The sequence below is a fragment of the Psychrobacter phenylpyruvicus DSM 7000 = NBRC 102152 genome (genome assembly GCF_000685805.1).
Taxonomy (GTDB): Bacteria; Pseudomonadota; Gammaproteobacteria; order Pseudomonadales; family Moraxellaceae; genus Psychrobacter; species Psychrobacter phenylpyruvicus.
Genome location: NZ_JMKP01000001.1, coordinates 20297 through 35780, shown reverse-complemented (window position 1 = coordinate 35780; position 15484 = coordinate 20297). Strand labels below are relative to the sequence as shown.

Sequence of the window (15484 nt, the reverse complement as noted above, 5' to 3'; positions counted from 1 at the left end):
AGTGTCATTTAAGCAAAGGTATATATAACCAAATTATATCTAGCATAACTATATCAGTTATAAAGCCAAGGATAACATAAATGCGTTTAGACAAATTTATCAGTAAGGCCACCGAGCTGTCGCGTAAAGAAGCCAAAAAAGTGCTGCATGCCAGTGAGATTACGGTCAATGATGAAGTGGTAAAAGATGGTAGTGTGCATGTTGATGTGCTCAACGATGAAGTGATGTGGGCGGGTGAGCCTTTATCCGTTGCCACCGGCAGTCGTTATTTACTGCTGTATAAGCCTGAAGGCTTTGAGTGTACTCTAAAACCGAAAGAGTATCCCATGGTGACCGAGCTTATCGCCATACCTGAGCTGGGTAGCTTGCGAATTGCGGGTCGTTTAGATGTCGATACCACAGGGGCGTTACTGTTAAGCGACGACGGCAGCTGGCTACATCGTGTGACCAGTCCGCGTCATTTGCATGAAAAAGTATATGAGCTGACCCTAGCGGACCCAATGGATGAAGCAGAGCAAGCCCATGCGATTAAGAAAGTAGCTCAAGGTATCTTATTAGATGGGGATTATGAGCCGACTAAGCCGGCGACATTAGAGTTTATCGATGATACTCATGCTCGTCTTATCTTAACCGAAGGCAAATATCATCAGGTAAAACGGATGATGGGTTACTTCGGCAATAAAGTGATTGAGCTACACCGGGCCAGTATTGGCGGCATTACTTTAGAAGGTCTGGAGAAAGGGGAGAGCCGCTTCTTGACCGAAGATGAAGTAAATAGCTTCTAATTGATAGTAAGTTTAGTTAGTTTTTTATTGAAATGGGCGCTTTAGGTGCCCGTTTTTTTGTCTATTATTTGATGCCTTGTATTGATAGTATTGCTATAAACAGCTTAATAAAAAAAGAAAAATAATCATAAATATAGCAAAAAGGAGTAAGGGAGAATGACTTCAATAATTAAACCAATATTGGGTGCCAGTTTTGGTGTTTTTTTATTGGTGAGTTTAATAGGATGCCAGAGTGCAGGCATTGCTGACAGTAGTGAAAATGCGAATTCTCAATTGCCCATAATAAAAACAGAACCATCCAGTTATGGCGATGATTTATTTTACAGCTATCCCTTTAAGACTTCAGACTTGTATCAAGTTAGAACAATGAAAGCACAAGGAGGCAAGCTGGTTTACCGTAATGGTTGTTTGGCATTATTTAATGGTTCTAAATACGTGACTCCGGTCTTTCCCAATGCAGTAACTGTCTTTGATAAACGGAATCAAACCTTAGAGATGCTACAGGTTAAATTTAATATGCAGGACATGATTATGGCAGGTGGCTTTGAGCAGTCGGCTGAAGATTATCTAAAGCAGAATCAGACAGTGACACAAGCCCCTGATCGCTGTTTACTCGATGAGGTGATGGTGTTAGACGGGGTCCCAGACAATTTGGGTAGAGTGTATGATGGGCTAGATGATTAGTGCATTGAGATAGATAGCCGAGATAGATAGTGAGCGTCTAACAAAAAGTAACGAATAGAGTCATCTGAGTAAGATAGATAAGATATTATTATTATATAAATTTCTATAGTTAATTGATGTCTATTTAGGAGCTTTTATGCCACACTTTTCAAATAAGCCAAGTGCAACAAGGAATAAGTTTTTGGCTTTGTCGTTACTGGCGTCTATCACGCTGTCCCCTTTTGCCGTAATGTCCTCGGCTCAGGCTGATATTGAAGTATTTAATAACGCTTATGACAAGATAGCCGCAAACAGCAATACTCCCCTAAAAGCACCAAGTGAGCAGCAAAAGCAGAGCATCAAACAACTGCTTCAGGGGGCAGGCATGACCGCTCCAATCACCTCAATTACGCCCTCAAAACTGCCTTCTATGTATCAAGTTACGCTAGCTCAACCTGCAGGGGCAGAACCACAGCCACCGCTGCATATTACCGCCGATGGCAACTATATCTTGCAGGGTGAGTTAAATGCCAACCCTAGTCCAAAAAAATCTACCCCGCCAAAAGAAGCACCGAGCAAAACACTTAGCGGTATGCCAGTTAGCAAAGAGTTGCGAGCTTCTATATTGGCCAATAGCAGTTTATTAAAAAACATTACTCCTGAGGTAGCGCTATATCACACAGCAGTACCCGGAGTTATTTGGGGCATTACCTTAAAGGGACAACCTTTTATTACCAATAATGAGGCTAGCGTATTTACCAGTGGTGAAATTTCAGTCATCAAAAATGGTCAATTTGCCGGTTTAGATACCGACTTTGAACAAAAGAAAAACCTGCATGTGCTGTCACAATTGGATGAGGATAACTTGGTCATCTATCCTGCTAGCAGCAAAGAGCAAGCGGTGATCTATGTCGCCACCGATATTAACTGTCCCTATTGCCGAGTCATGCACCAAGACATGGCCAATCTAAATGCCAAAGGCATTACGGTAAAGGTTATTGGCTATCCTTATTATGATGAGTCACCAGAGCAAATGCGTCAAATCTGGTGTGAGACTGATAAGAAAGCTCGTCGCCAAGCCTTAGATAAAGCAATGGCAGGGGAGGCGGTAGCTAACACTTGTGCCAATACTACGGTGAATCATATGAAGGATAATCACATGAAAGCGGCCGGCCTTGCGGTGTTTGCGACACCGGCCATTTATCGTGAAGATGGGGTGCAATTCAATGCGCCTTACCAAGATCCTCGTTTTTTACCCTTTTTAGGGGTGCAATAGTCTTTAGAGGCTTAGAAACAAGGTAATTTATCGGCCAGTTAAGCTCATACATGATGGGCTTTTATGGCAATACTACATCGACCACCTTCCAGCCCAGTAACCCTTGACGCTGCATCTCTAACGTCAATGGATATCCCTTTACTTGGCCTGAGATGGTGAAACAGTTCATACCACAATAAGACAGCTGAGGTTTGTCGCTGTCTTTCCCGCTTTCTACATGACTTTGTAGCTCATTCGACTGCTGCTGCATCACCTTTTTTGTCTGGTTCTGGATCACGGCTTGGATATCACCGCGCTGGATAATAAGATCTTGCACTAACAGTTTTAGATCCACTTTGTTGCTAGCAATGGCCCAAGCAGCTGCCAGCTCTTTGGTAGCTTGATTGGCTTGGCCTTGGGTGTCAATTAGAGCGCTTATATTGTCAGCCGTAACCGCTTTATTCACTGACTGAACAATAAAGTCATCCGCAGCCTGAATCAAGGCATCACCGCCCAACTGCGCTACCAAAGGATACTGCTGCAAAGTGTTGCTGAATTTGGTGGTTAGTTGATTTTGAATATTGGGCTGCAGCTGATCAAAATCTATATGGCTGACTAAAGCGGCACCGTCATTGGCATCATAAGCTTTTTTTAGCTGATAAGCCGTGTAATAAGGCGATCCGGCGAACAAGGCGACGGCCACAACGAGCAAAGTAACTAAGAATAATTTTAATGATTTCATAAAGTGAAGTCGCTAACTGTGCCAAATTATAAGGATAATGCAGTGATTTTAGCATAACCGCTTGATAATTGAGGTGTTTGTCACCATTAAACAGGCAAAGTATTATTTAATTTTTTGATTTATTTAAATCCTTAGTGGGTTATAACGAATTTAATGCCATTGGTTACCGTGAATAGATATGTTTCACGTGAAACCTTATGGGCATACTGATAGGAGCCTCCATGAGTAAGCGAGATTTTTACGAAGTTTTGGGCGTTGATAGAAACGCAGATGAGCGAGAGATTAAAAGGGCCTACCGCAAGCTGGCCATGAAGTACCACCCTGACCGTAACCCTGATGATCCAGAGGCTGAAGAGAAGTTCAAAGAAGCCTCAATGGCTTATGAAGTATTGAATGATAAAGACAAACGTGCTGCTTATGATCGTATGGGACACGCAGCGTTTGAGAGTGGTATGGGCGGCGGTGGCTTCGGCGGTGCTGGGGCCGGTAACTTCCAAGACATCTTTGGCGATATCTTCGGTAACTTCGGCGACATCTTTGGTCAGTCTCGTGGGGGCGGTCGTCAACGTCGTGGCTCAGACTTACGTTACGTCATTGAGCTTACCTTAGAAGAGGCGGTACGTGGTTGTAAAAAAGAGATCAGCTTTACCGCTCCTGCCCCTTGTGAGACTTGTGATGGTAAGGGTGCCAAAAACGCTTCTGATATTCAAACCTGTAGCACCTGTGGTGGTCATGGCCAAGTGCGTATGCAGCAAGGCTTCTTTGCGGTACAGCAAACTTGTCCAAACTGTGGCGGCACAGGTCAAGAGATTAAGAACCCTTGTAACGACTGTCATGGTAGCGGCGTAAAAGACAAGTCACGTACCCTAGAGGTTTCTATCCCAGCTGGGGTAGATGATGGCGACAGAGTCCGCTTAGCAGGTGAGGGCGAAGCTGGCGGGGCAGGTGTTGAGAATGGCGACTTATACGTTGAGGTTCGCGTCAAAGAGCACCCAGTATTTAAGCGTCAAGGCGCGGATCTGTATATGGACGTACCGGTTAGTATCACCGATGCAGCCTTAGGTAAAGAGGTAGAAATCCCAACCTTAGATGGCAAAGTAAAACTAAAAGTAGCAGAGGGTACCCAAAGCGGCAAGCTGTTACGTGTGCGTGGTAAAGGGGTAACTCCAGTTCGCACCACGATGAAAGGCGACTTGATCTGCCGCATCATGGTAGAGACTCCAGTGAACTTAACCCGAGAACAAAAAGATCTATTACGTCAGTTCCAAGATACGCTAGACGGTGACAGTAAGCACCATCAGTCGCCAAAGAAAAAGTCTTTTTTTGAAAAGTTAGGCGATTTATTTGACTAATAATAAGGGCAATTTAGTAGGGCCAATTCCGCTCTATCTTTTCTCTCTATATTCTTTATATATGGTCAAGTCAGATTGATTGTCAGCCTCCCGATTCATTAGAGTCGGGAGGCTTTTTTAGGTAATAAATAAAATTTTGTTGCGACAAAGCAGATTTCAAGGTTAACAAATTCAGCGTACTTAGCAATCATGCTATTATTATTCATCGCATTAATTTGGTTATCATAAATAGCAGTTAACTAATAACTAAGGAAAATAAAAATGACAGACTCAAGCTCAGCACCTATTAAAGTAGGCATTATTGGCGCCGGTGGGCGTATGGGACGGATGTTAATTGAAGCGGTTACCCAAAATCCGCAAACTCAGTTAGCCGCTGCTGTTGAGCGTAGTGGTTCAAGCCTTGTGGGTGTCGATGCCGGCGAGCTGGTGGGGTTAGAAAAAAATGGCGTGGCATTGAGTGACAATTTAGAGGCAGAACTTAGCAAAATTGATGTGCTAATTGACTTTAGCTTGCCAGACTCTACGGAGAAAAACGTACAGCTATGTGCTCAGCATAAGGTGGCTATGGTTATTGGTACCACAGGGCTGAGTGAGGCACAGCAGCAGGCTTTAGACAGTGCTTGTGAGCAAATCCCAGTGGTATATGCGGGGAACTACTCAACTGGGGTTAATGTGTCCTTAAAGCTGATCGAAATGGCGGCCAAAGCCTTTGGCAATACCGCAGATATCGAGGTAATTGAAGCTCACCATAAGCACAAAGTCGATGCGCCTTCAGGGACAGCGTTTATGATGGCCAATGCAGCTGCAGAAGCCCGTGGTCAGAACCTAAAAGAAGTGGCTATTTATGGCCGTGAAGGACACACAGGTGAGCGTAAGCCAGGCTCGATTGGTATTCATGCCATCCGTGGTGGTGAAATTATTGGCGATCACAGTGTGATGTTGATTGCAGATGGTGAGATGGTAGAGATTAAGCACCATGCTCGTGAGCGTATGACGTTCGCCGCAGGGGCAGTACGTGCTGCAACTTGGATTGTCAGCCAACAACCAGGGCGTTATGACATGCAAGATGTACTGGGCTTAAAGTAATTAACACCTGCCAAAAAAACACCCTTTGGCCATAGGGTCAAAGGGTGCTCTTTATAAGATTCGCCTGATAAGGTCTGCTCGATAAAGTTATCGATAACACTAATTAAGCTTTTGATTTCTCAAGCTGTTTTTCACGGGCTTTTAGGTATTTGCGTACTTTATCACGGGCCCGAGTCTGTTTTAAGCTCGAAAGATAATCCACAAAAAGAACCCCGTTTAAATGGTCCATCTCGTGTTGAATACATACTGCCAACAAGCCTTCTGCCACCTCTTCAAAGGCATTGCCCTCACCATCTAAGGCTTCGATTTTTACTTTAACAGGACGCTCTACTGAGTCATAGACATCGGGCACAGACAAGCAGCCCTCTTCATACGGCTTCTTATCTTCGACCAAAGGGGTAATCTTGGGGTTAATAAACACCCTCGGCGAGTCGTTGTTTTCAGATAAATCCATGACGATAAGCTGAATATGACGGTCAACCTGGGTGGCGGCCAGTCCAATACCTTTGGCATCGTACATGGTTTCAATCATATCTGCGATAAGCTGTTTGATATCGGCATCAACGCTTTTAACCGGCTCAGCGATGGTACGTAGACGAGGGTCTGGATAACTCAAAATAGGTAATATGGCCATAGGAAATCACATAGGTATCAATTAAAGTTAAATTACAGCATTAAGCTATTATACCTAACTAAATGAGGGGTGAAGAGATAAATATCAAGGGGTTAAGGCCAAAAAAAGCGGACTTATCACTAAGTCCGCCAAGGTAAAACTAGGCATAAAGCCTCGAATATACTTTATATTTTATCTTTTCTTTAGTCTTTAAATAACTATGGATAGCTATATCTCTATCAAGCTTAAGATGAAGTCTTACTGACAATCAGCTCATAGATAAATAATAAAATAATAGCACCAATGACTGAGAAGGCTAGGCTGATAAAGTTACCATCACTAGTTACCCCAATGGCACTGGCGATAAAGCCCCCTACAAAAGAGCCGGCAATACCTAAAACAATGGTCATAATCCAGCCCATTGCATCATTACCTGGTTTGATGGCTCGTGCTAGTAGACCCGCTACTAATCCAATAATAATTGTCCAAATCATGATTAACCTTCCTTAATTTATAATGTTACAGACTTTACGTCTCAAAATGATATCTTAGCAGGGATTGTAATCAATATTGTCGAGCACTGGTAAGGCGGAATTGTTAACCATGTACTAGCTCTGTGATAATAGTAAGCAAATTGAAAAGAAGTAGCTATATTTGGTTAACTAATTGTAAGACTTATATAGGCTTTTGTTGAAACTTATGTTTTAGAGCTTAAGTCTTTCGCAAACTAAAAGCCGGTACTAAATAAAAAACCCCTTACTCTGTATGCAGAGTAAGAGGATAATAATTTTGCCTTAACTAAATACGTTTAAGAGCCATTAATAGCATCAATAGCCATTATTTTGACCCAGCTTGTAAGGCCGATAATAAGCGTTGATGAATGCCTTCAAAGCCGCCGTTTGACATGATAATAACCGCATCTTCTGTACCTGCTTGACCCAGTTGAGACACTAGGTGGTCAATGATCGCTTGCGTATCATTCATCACGTACTGTTTATTACTGATATTGGTGGCAGTTTCTACCACATCAGTTAGACCCCACTCCAAGCCTGCAGGCTCATACCAGATAACTTCATCCGCCAGTTGTGCAGAGGCAGCTAAGCTGTCTTTATGAACCCCAAGTTTCATGGTGTTACTACGGGGCTCGATAATGGCCCAAATTTTGGCTGCTTTAAGTTTCTTTTTGGCGCCATCTAAGGTAGTAGTAATCGCGGTGGGGTGGTGGGCAAAGTCATCAAACACTTTTACCTTATGGGTAGCAGAAAGCTGTAGATCTGCAATCAGCTCCATGCGGCGCTTAATGCCGGAGAACTGAGACAAGGCTTCACAAGCCTGTTCTACACTGATGCCGATATTGAAAGCGGCCGCCACGGCAACCATAGCGTTTTCTACATTATGACGACCGCTCATGCCCCAATGTACTTCGCCACTGAGCGGCTTGGCACTCTTAGCATCATGATAATGCACCTTGAACTCACTGCCGTCATCCGCAATCAGCTCAGCTTGCCAGTTACAGTCGCCGCTTCTGTCCGCCTGAGCGTTATCGGTAATTTCAGTACGCCAGATAGGAGTCCAGCAGCCTTTATCAATAGTAGATTCAAGGCTAGGCGTGTGACCTGGCATAATGATTTGACCACTGCTTGGAATCATACGAATCATATGATGGAACTGGGTTTGAATGGCGTCTAAGTCTTTGAAAATGTCGGCATGGTCAAATTCAAGATTGTTCAAAATAGCGGTACGCGGACGGTAATGGACAAATTTTGAGCGTTTATCAAAGAAAGCTGAGTCGTACTCATCGGCTTCAATAACGAAGTAACCGCGTTCACCTTGAGCATTTTTATCTGCACCCAAGTAGCTACTGTGAGCAAAAGCTTTGGTCAATTTCTCATCTTCACTGTCCACCAAAGGTACGCCACCGATTAAGAAGCCGGCGTCAATACCACAGTAGTGCAGGATCCAAGCCAACATAGTGGTGGTTGTGGTCTTGCCATGAGTTCCAGCAACCGCCAAAACGTGACGGTTCTGTAATACTTGCTCTGACAAAAACTGCGGGCCTGAAGTATAAGGGATGCCTTCATCTAGCATATATTCCACCGCTTCAATCCCACGTTTCATGGCGTTACCCACAATAACCAAGTCAGGCGCAGGCTGTAGGTGACTGGCATGATACCCTTCTTGGATAGCAACTCCAGCGCGTTCAAGTTGAGTGGACATCGGCGGATAAATGTTTGCATCTGATCCAGTGACGGTATGACCCAGGTCACGAGCCAATAATGCCAGTGAGCCCATAAATGTGCCACAGATACCTAAAATATGAACGTGCATGGAACCTCTTATTTTTATCTACATAAATGAAAGTGGGGAAGCCGGCTGTATGGCAACGGCTTTGCTAATCATAGCCTTAGTTAACAAGAACTTTTGAAAACAATAAATAGCCTTTATTAATAAGGGTCTTGGGTCAGGGCTTAGCTTGAGCCATTAAGCGGTTTTATTTTTGATAATACGCCATAAAACCAGTAGATTAACCAAAATTAAAGCACTAAACAAGATAAGGGCTTGCTCTGGGATAGAGAGCCCTAAGAAGCGCCAACTGATTTCAGCACATTCCCCTGAACCGGACAGTACTTGGTTAATCACCTGCTTCATGGGCAAAGCTTCTAACCAGTAGTCTAGACCTGGGCCACACGAAGGCACCTGATCAGGCGGTAGATGCTGTAGCCACACATGACGCGCCGCCACACCTGCTGACCAAAGGATACCGGCCATTGAACCTAACCATAATAATAGCTGTATGGCCTTGGTTTTCGGATTGCCAATGGCAGCAATGAGTGCGAAAACACCCATTACCATGAGCCCAATCCGCTGAAAGACACACAGCGGGCAAGGCTCAAGCCCCTTATAGTTTTGTAAAAACAAAATGGCAAAAGCCATGCCTATGACAGCGAATAAAACCAAGACAAAATTAAGAGCACGGTAAGTTAGTAAGCGTGTCATGCAGGGTGTTCCTTGGCAATGGTTAATAGTAAAAATGTCCAAACTTTAATGGTAGTGACAGCCAAGCCGTTGTAATAATTTTAAGCACAAATCATTAGCGGTATTGCTGGATATAATCATAGAAGTCTTGGGTTTCATTTTTTTCAAGATCATGCTGCTGTATCCAAGATTTCTCCGCCAATACTTCATAGTGAGCCTGTGTGTTTGGGCTTAAAGAGCTGCGCATAATAGACTCACGATGCTGTAGAGCTAGAGCATGACCAAGACTCCAAGTGCTGCCTAGCTTCTCGGTATCGGCCAACACCTGAGCAGACAAGGTTGCATCTGGATAGACGGCTTTACCTAACATCAATGTCACTGCCACGCGGTAATTATTACCGCCATATTCTGTATCTAGTAAGGTGGCTAGAGGCAACATGGCTTCTAGATGCTTTCTCATCCACTCACTGAGCGCCACTTCGCCCTCACAAGTTTTAATGGTTAAGCCCGGTTCGCGGCCATTGTTGACCACTCTTTCCACGTTTTCTGCCAGAAGCTCATCTTCTTCTGGTAGTAAATCTGGTGAGTCAGTTAATAAGCAATACAGCGCCAATACTTCCAAGAAACAGGCGGTCGATAGGCGGATACCAATATCGCTATATGGGTCTAGGTCAACGGCTCTAAACTCAACGTAGGCGATACCGCGGGCTTCTAATGCGTGACTTGGGGTCTCTTCGGACTCTGCAATTTGCTTCGGACGAATAGGGCTATAGTATTCATTCTCAATTTGCAAGATATGGTCATTGATCTGAATTGGGTTGCCTTGCTCATCATCTAACCCAAGCTCACTAAAGCCTGAGAACGGGGTATTGATCGCTTTACGTAATCCAGCGACATATTCCGGCAGATTGTTATAACGAATATCCAGCTGGTCTTGAACACTATTGGTATAGCCAAGCTTACTCATACGTAAGCTGGTTGCTTTTGGCTTATAGTAAGTGGTTTTATTCATCAGCTCTAAATCATGCTCGCGTCCGGTAAGGAAGCAAGGACATACTGAAGGACTGGCGCCAGTTAAATACAATACCAAGCTACTCATGCGCTTGAAGTTACGGATAAGGCCTAAATACTTGATGTTCTTAAACTCGGTCAACGACTCGGCCTGCTCTTGTTGTGGTAAGCTGTCGCGCCAAGCTGTGAATAAGTCATCACCAAAAGATAGGTTGTAATGCAGTCCGGCAATGGTTTGCATTCGGCGGCCATAGCGAATACCTAGACCGCTACGATATAGGGTCTTTAAACGGCCCACATTAGAGCTACCGTATTCTGCTAAAGGAATGTCATTATCATCAGAGGACAGCATACAAGGCATGGACAGAGGCCACATCAGCTCCCCCTCTTCAAGCGAGTGATACACCAATACATGCAGCTCACGTAGCATATTTAAAGTTTCGGCCACCGTTGGCTTTGGAGAGGTAATAAGCTCTAGCAGGCTCTCCGAGTAGTCGGTAGTAATGTAAGGGTGAGTTAACTTTGAGCCTAGTGATTTAGGATGCGGTGTTTGGGCCAAAAAGCCATCCGACTGCATTCTTAGCCCTTCTTTTTCAATACCGCGCAGCATACTTGATAGATGCTTGCTTGATAGCCAGGAAGGAATAAGTGAGGGGCGGTTTGGGTTAATTGAATTGTCGGTTACATCAGTCATACTATGTCTCAAAATCAAATAAGCACCCCACGACTCATTAATTTAGATGAATTAACAAAGCTTAGGTGGGATAAAGTAGTTTTTTATAGGCCTAATTGGGCCACTTATATATCGATTTAGTGTAGCTTAAACCTATTAAAAAATCATGCGCGTTTTACAAATGACAGCTAAACAACAGCTAAATGACAGCCAAAAGCTAGTCAAATGTCAGATTAATACTCAGCCAAACTTCAATAGAGTAAGCACTGGAAGTTTTTCTAAAATTTAATAAAAAAATAACCGCTACAATACTAAACTAGAGCTTGTAGCGGCCAAGGCAATGCTTTTTATTTTATTACTGTAACGGTTATTTATGGCTTTAATGGGGTTAGAACCAAAAGAGCCTTTAGATAGAGAACGAGGAGCCACAGCCACAAGTGGTCGTTGCATTAGGGTTAGTCACCACAAAGCGTGCGCCTTCTAATCCTTCCGTGTAATCTACCGTTGAGCCTTGCAGATATTGGTAACTGAGTGAGTCTACCAGTAAAGTAACATCATCGTTTTCAAAGCTGGCATCATCTTCGCCTTCTTCTTCAGCGAAGTTAAAGCCATATGAAAACCCCGAACAGCCGCCACCAGTGACATACACTCGTAGCATAAGGTTTTGATCGCCTTCTTCTTCACGTAATTTGCGAACTTTATTAGCCGCACTGTCAGTTAAGGTAATGGTAGTCATAGTATCCTCGTAAAGTGTAAAACTTCACTTAACGTAAAATCAAAATCTGGGTTAGTACTGGGTCCGATAATAAAGCGACTGTTTTTATGAAGACGGTCTTTTATAAAGCTAACTTACTATAAAGATGAGGGTAAATTTTTTACAATGGGCGTGCATCAATAACAGATCACTTTTATCTGGGCCGTTAACAGGTCATGTGTTGAACTGATTTTACGATTATTTAAATAATTAGTCATTCAGTATAACATAATGAGGCATAATGCTTTATTTTCAATGCCTTTTAACAGATAAACTGTGTTTTTTTTTGCATGTTTTTTTTATGAGCATCGCCCCTAAGCCGTAAGTTGCCTATCCCGCTTAGCATTAACCAAAAAGTGATTAATATCCATGATTGAATTTAACAAAGTCAGTGTCCGCCGTGATGGCAGAATCCTATTCTCAGACGCCACTTTCCAGATCCACCCCGGCCAAAAAGTGGGACTAACCGGCAACAATGGTACCGGTAAATCTACTCTATTTGGGGTGATTCTGACCTATATGGGGGAGCAGACTACTGATGAGTTAACCGTGGATGCCGGTAATATTAGCATTCCCAGTGGTTGGGAGGTGGCGCACATGGCACAGGAAGTCGAAGGCAGCAGTCAACCTGCCATCGATTACGTATTAAGCGGCGACAAAGAGTGGTACCAACTGAATCAAAAAATGATGGCGCCGGACAGTTTAAGCGATGCCGAGATTGCCCAGCTGTATCAACGCTTCGATGACATCGATGGTTATCGAACCCCCACCACAGCGGCACAGATTATGGCTGGCCTAGGATTTAAGCCCAATCAACACGAGCTACCTGTAAATGATTTCTCTGGGGGCTGGCGTATGCGCCTGAATTTGGCGAAAACCTTGATGAGCCGTGCCGACCTGCTGTTACTCGATGAGCCCACCAACCACTTAGACTTAGATGCTATCTTATGGTTAGAAGAGTGGATTGCCAAATTTGATGGCACGGTACTGCTTATCTCGCATGATCAAACCTTCTTGGATGCCACCATTAGCTATATTCTTCATGTCGAAAATCAGCGTTTGACGCTGTACACCGGCAACTATTCACAGTTTGTGCGCACCCGTAGTGAGCGTCTGGCACAGCAGCAGCAGGCTTATGAAAAGCAAGAGACCACCCGCGCGCATTTAGAGGACTTCGTGCGCCGCTTTCGTGCCAAAGCCTCTAAAGCTAAGCAAGCGCAAAGCCGCTTAAAGCAGCTAGAGCGTATGGCGGATCTTTCTCCGGTCATGGCAGACAACCCCTTCACCTTCCAGTTTTATGAGCCTAGCCACATGAGCTCGCCGCTGATTTCGCTGAAGTCAGCCGATATTGGCTATAGTGAAACACCCATTCTAAAAGACGTCAGCTTACAGATTACCCCTGACACCCGCATTGGCCTATTGGGAATGAATGGGGCGGGTAAATCCACCTTAATTAAAGCTTTAGTCGGAGAGCTTGAACCGCTGACGGGCAGTTATAAGGTTTCAGACACGCTACATATCGGCTACTTTAACCAACATCAAATGGACAGCTTGGATGCCGAGGCCACGCCGATGATTATGATGCGCCGTATTGCTGGCAAGACCTCTGACGCTGAGCTGCGTTCATTTTTAGGCAGCTTTGATTTCCGTGGTGATCGTATTGATACACCAAGTAAGCTGTTCTCAGGCGGTGAGCGGGCGCGTCTGACCTTGGCATTAATTGTGTGGCAAAAGCCAAACGTATTGGTGCTAGATGAGCCCACCAACCACTTAGATTTGCAAATGCGCCAAGCGTTGACCATGGCACTGCAAGGGTTCGCCGGTGCAGTGGTGTTGGTATCGCATGACCGCGAACTTATTGCCAACGTCTGTGATGAGCTGTATCTGGTGCATGACGGTAAGCTACAAGAGTTTGAAGGCGACGTCTCAGACTATGGAAAATGGTTGTCTGATCAGCGTAAATCAGATGCCAAAGAAGCAGCAAAAGAGTCTCGTGATGCCAAAGCGGCCGCCAACCAAGCAGCGATACAGGCAGAAGAAGACAGAAAAGCAGCGGAAGCTAAAGCGAAGGCAGAAGAGCCACAGCTGAGCAAAGAAGAGCGCCGCAAACTGGCTGCAGAGCAGCGCAAGTTAACGGCGCCAATCCGAAAACGTATCGAGCAAGCTGAGAAAAAACTAGATAAAGTGGTCGATGGCTTAGCAGATTTAGAATTAAAGCTAGCCGATACCACGCTTTATGAGGAGGCTCGTAAAGACGAGCTGTTAAAGCTACTAGATGAACAGGCTTCCTTGCAGCAGCAACAGGCACAGCTTGAAGAGGAGATGTTGATGGCCATGACTGAGCTTGAGCAGTATGAACAGTAGCATGAGCGTGATACAGTTGAAGCGCTCTGTGGCTATAAATTCAACAAACTTGGCTTGATGGAAGGTGAAATATTCATTAACAGCCCTTATATATAACCCTAAGAGCTGGTTTTTTTAGATTAAAACGCTTAAAAGGAATAATAATAATGGCAGAAAAAAGTTTTTATGATGTTTTAGGTGTCAGTAAAGATGCCTCAGAAAACGATATTAAAAAGGCTTACCGAAAGTTGGTACGTAAATACCATCCCGATGTCAGTAAAGCCAAAGATGCTGATGAAAAAATAGCAGAAATTAATAACGCTTATGAGACCTTACGTGATCCTGAAAAGCGCGCACAATATGATGCGATGCAGGATAACCCCTTCGCAGGAGCCGGCGGCTTTGGTGGCTCAGGCGGCTTTGGTGGCTCAGGCGGTTTTGGCGGTGCAGGCGGGCAGGGTGGCTTTAGATGGGAGGACATCAAAGATCAATTTGGTGAAGGTGCTCCATTTGGCAGTGGTAGCTTCCGCTTTGATGATATCTTCTCAGCGTTCGGTGCAGGTAGAGGAGGGGCTAAGTCCTCTCATCAATCGGCGCAATCTGGCTTTGAAGGCTATGATCACTTTGGCAATGCGTTCCAACAAGCAGGACCTATGCCAGGCCAAGACCAACATGCAGAGATTAGCGTCAGTTTAGACTCGGTCTATAAGGGTGATGACTATAGTATTAAATTGAATGTCCCCACTCGTCAGTCAGACGGTACGGTAAGTCATGAACAAAAAACCTTGAAAATCAAAATCCCCAAAGGTATCACCGAAGGCAAGCAAATTCGCCTAAGTGGTCAAGGGGCAGCCAGCTATGGGGGTGGCAAAAATGGTGACTTATTCTTAAAGGTGATAATTGAGCATGATGACAACATTCGCTTAGAAGGCACTGATGTCTATCAAACGGTCAATATTACCCCTTGGGAGGCAGCGTTAGGTGAGAAGATTAATGTCAGTACCCCAGCCGGAACTTTTGGGGTGACCATACCCAAAAATAGTAAATCCGGTAGTCACCTAAGGGTTAAGGGTAAAGGTATTCCAGCCAAGCAGGCAGGAGACCTATACCTTACTTTAAATATTGTTAACCCGGAGGTTAGTACCGAAGCGCAGCAGCAAGCGTATGAAGCCTTAAAACAAAGCTTCGCTGATATCACTATAAAGCGCTAAAAATATAACTATAAGAGGGA

The 15484-nt window shown here is 44.3% G+C and carries 14 protein-coding genes; 7 read left to right on the top strand and 7 right to left on the bottom strand.

Translation table 11 applies throughout. The annotated features are described in order from the left end of the window. Positions 1 to 80 precede the first annotated feature (80 nt). The 3 genes from G561_RS0100175 (at position 81) to G561_RS0100165 (ending at position 2724) form a co-directional block, all read left to right on the top strand. Complete coding sequence (locus tag G561_RS0100175; protein ID WP_028857730.1) at positions 81 to 785, top strand: pseudouridine synthase; 705 nt, start codon at positions 81 to 83, stop codon at positions 783 to 785. A gap of 156 nt (positions 786 to 941) precedes the next feature. After that, positions 942 to 1469, top strand: coding sequence for a hypothetical protein (locus G561_RS0100170; RefSeq protein WP_028857729.1), 528 nt, complete (start codon positions 942 to 944; stop codon positions 1467 to 1469). 136 nt (positions 1470 to 1605) lie between these two features. Then, positions 1606 to 2724: a thioredoxin fold domain-containing protein gene (locus G561_RS0100165; protein WP_227673996.1), complete on the top strand. Its 1119-nt coding sequence runs from the start codon at positions 1606 to 1608 to the stop codon at positions 2722 to 2724. A gap of 61 nt (positions 2725 to 2785) precedes the next feature. On the opposite strand, the gene G561_RS0100160 is transcribed toward G561_RS0100165, so the two are convergent. Further along, positions 2786 to 3445, bottom strand: a complete 660-nt coding sequence (locus G561_RS0100160; RefSeq protein WP_028857727.1) for a DUF2939 domain-containing protein — start codon at positions 3443 to 3445, stop codon at positions 2786 to 2788. 221 nt (positions 3446 to 3666) lie between these two features. Between G561_RS0100160 and dnaJ the strand changes: the two genes are divergently transcribed. Beyond that, entirely contained in the window at positions 3667 to 4797 is a 1131-nt protein-coding gene (gene dnaJ / locus G561_RS0100155; RefSeq protein WP_028857726.1) for a molecular chaperone DnaJ, read from the top strand. Positions 4798 to 5058: 261 nt separating this feature from the next. Then, positions 5059 to 5883, top strand: coding sequence for a 4-hydroxy-tetrahydrodipicolinate reductase (gene dapB, locus G561_RS0100150; RefSeq protein WP_028857725.1), 825 nt, complete (start codon positions 5059 to 5061; stop codon positions 5881 to 5883). A gap of 103 nt (positions 5884 to 5986) precedes the next feature. Here dapB and def read toward each other — a convergent pair whose 3' ends face one another. The 6 genes from def to erpA all read right to left on the bottom strand — a co-directional run bounded on the left by def (position 5987) and on the right by erpA (position 11892). After that, positions 5987 to 6517, bottom strand: a complete 531-nt coding sequence (def, locus tag G561_RS0100145; protein ID WP_028857724.1) for a peptide deformylase — start codon at positions 6515 to 6517, stop codon at positions 5987 to 5989. Between the two features lie 224 nt (positions 6518 to 6741). After that, positions 6742 to 6990, bottom strand: a complete 249-nt coding sequence (locus G561_RS0100140) for a GlsB/YeaQ/YmgE family stress response membrane protein (RefSeq protein ID WP_028857723.1) — start codon at positions 6988 to 6990, stop codon at positions 6742 to 6744. Positions 6991 to 7333: 343 nt separating this feature from the next. Then, positions 7334 to 8824: a UDP-N-acetylmuramate:L-alanyl-gamma-D-glutamyl-meso-diaminopimelate ligase gene (gene mpl, locus G561_RS0100135; protein WP_028857722.1), complete on the bottom strand. Its 1491-nt coding sequence runs from the start codon at positions 8822 to 8824 to the stop codon at positions 7334 to 7336. 153 nt (positions 8825 to 8977) lie between these two features. Next, positions 8978 to 9493 carry a disulfide bond formation protein B gene (locus G561_RS0100125; RefSeq protein WP_028857721.1) on the bottom strand — a complete coding sequence of 172 codons (516 nt, stop codon included), beginning with the start codon at positions 9491 to 9493 and terminating at the stop codon, positions 8978 to 8980. A gap of 94 nt (positions 9494 to 9587) precedes the next feature. Further along, complete coding sequence (gshA, locus tag G561_RS0100120; protein WP_028857720.1) at positions 9588 to 11177, bottom strand: glutamate--cysteine ligase; 1590 nt, start codon at positions 11175 to 11177, stop codon at positions 9588 to 9590. Positions 11178 to 11562: 385 nt separating this feature from the next. Continuing rightward, on the bottom strand, positions 11563 to 11892 hold the full coding sequence (gene erpA / locus G561_RS0100115; protein ID WP_028857719.1) for an iron-sulfur cluster insertion protein ErpA: 330 nt from the start codon (positions 11890 to 11892) through the stop codon (positions 11563 to 11565). Between the two features lie 387 nt (positions 11893 to 12279). Here erpA and G561_RS0100110 point away from each other — a divergent pair, with 387 nt between their 5' ends. Both G561_RS0100110 and G561_RS0100105 read left to right on the top strand, forming a co-directional pair. Beyond that, the gene (locus G561_RS0100110; RefSeq protein WP_028857718.1) at positions 12280 to 14274 is read left to right on the top strand and encodes an ABC-F family ATP-binding cassette domain-containing protein; all 1995 of its coding nucleotides are present in this window, start codon (positions 12280 to 12282) and stop codon (positions 14272 to 14274) included. Between the two features lie 146 nt (positions 14275 to 14420). After that, the gene (locus G561_RS0100105) at positions 14421 to 15464 is read left to right on the top strand and encodes a DnaJ C-terminal domain-containing protein (RefSeq protein WP_028857717.1); all 1044 of its coding nucleotides are present in this window, start codon (positions 14421 to 14423) and stop codon (positions 15462 to 15464) included. Positions 15465 to 15484 lie beyond the last annotated feature (20 nt).

What these genes read in the sequence shown, in the direction of transcription:
- G561_RS0100160 (WP_028857727.1), bottom strand. Translation starts at nt 3,445, where the DNA reads ATGAAATCATTAAAATTATTCTTAGTTACTTTGCTCGTTGTGGCCGTC.
- dnaJ (WP_028857726.1), top strand. Translation starts at nt 3,667, where the DNA reads ATGAGTAAGCGAGATTTTTACGAAGTTTTGGGCGTTGATAGAAACGCA.
- G561_RS0100165 (WP_227673996.1), top strand. Translation starts at nt 1,606, where the DNA reads ATGCCACACTTTTCAAATAAGCCAAGTGCAACAAGGAATAAGTTTTTG.
- G561_RS0100110 (WP_028857718.1), top strand. Translation starts at nt 12,280, where the DNA reads ATGATTGAATTTAACAAAGTCAGTGTCCGCCGTGATGGCAGAATCCTA.
- dapB (WP_028857725.1), top strand. Translation starts at nt 5,059, where the DNA reads ATGACAGACTCAAGCTCAGCACCTATTAAAGTAGGCATTATTGGCGCC.
- G561_RS0100105 (WP_028857717.1), top strand. Translation starts at nt 14,421, where the DNA reads ATGGCAGAAAAAAGTTTTTATGATGTTTTAGGTGTCAGTAAAGATGCC.
- G561_RS0100140 (WP_028857723.1), bottom strand. Translation starts at nt 6,990, where the DNA reads ATGATTTGGACAATTATTATTGGATTAGTAGCGGGTCTACTAGCACGA.
- mpl (WP_028857722.1), bottom strand. Translation starts at nt 8,824, where the DNA reads ATGCACGTTCATATTTTAGGTATCTGTGGCACATTTATGGGCTCACTG.
- G561_RS0100170 (WP_028857729.1), top strand. Translation starts at nt 942, where the DNA reads ATGACTTCAATAATTAAACCAATATTGGGTGCCAGTTTTGGTGTTTTT.
- erpA (WP_028857719.1), bottom strand. Translation starts at nt 11,892, where the DNA reads ATGACTACCATTACCTTAACTGACAGTGCGGCTAATAAAGTTCGCAAA.
- G561_RS0100125 (WP_028857721.1), bottom strand. Translation starts at nt 9,493, where the DNA reads ATGACACGCTTACTAACTTACCGTGCTCTTAATTTTGTCTTGGTTTTA.
- G561_RS0100175 (WP_028857730.1), top strand. Translation starts at nt 81, where the DNA reads ATGCGTTTAGACAAATTTATCAGTAAGGCCACCGAGCTGTCGCGTAAA.
- gshA (WP_028857720.1), bottom strand. Translation starts at nt 11,177, where the DNA reads ATGACTGATGTAACCGACAATTCAATTAACCCAAACCGCCCCTCACTT.
- def (WP_028857724.1), bottom strand. Translation starts at nt 6,517, where the DNA reads ATGGCCATATTACCTATTTTGAGTTATCCAGACCCTCGTCTACGTACC.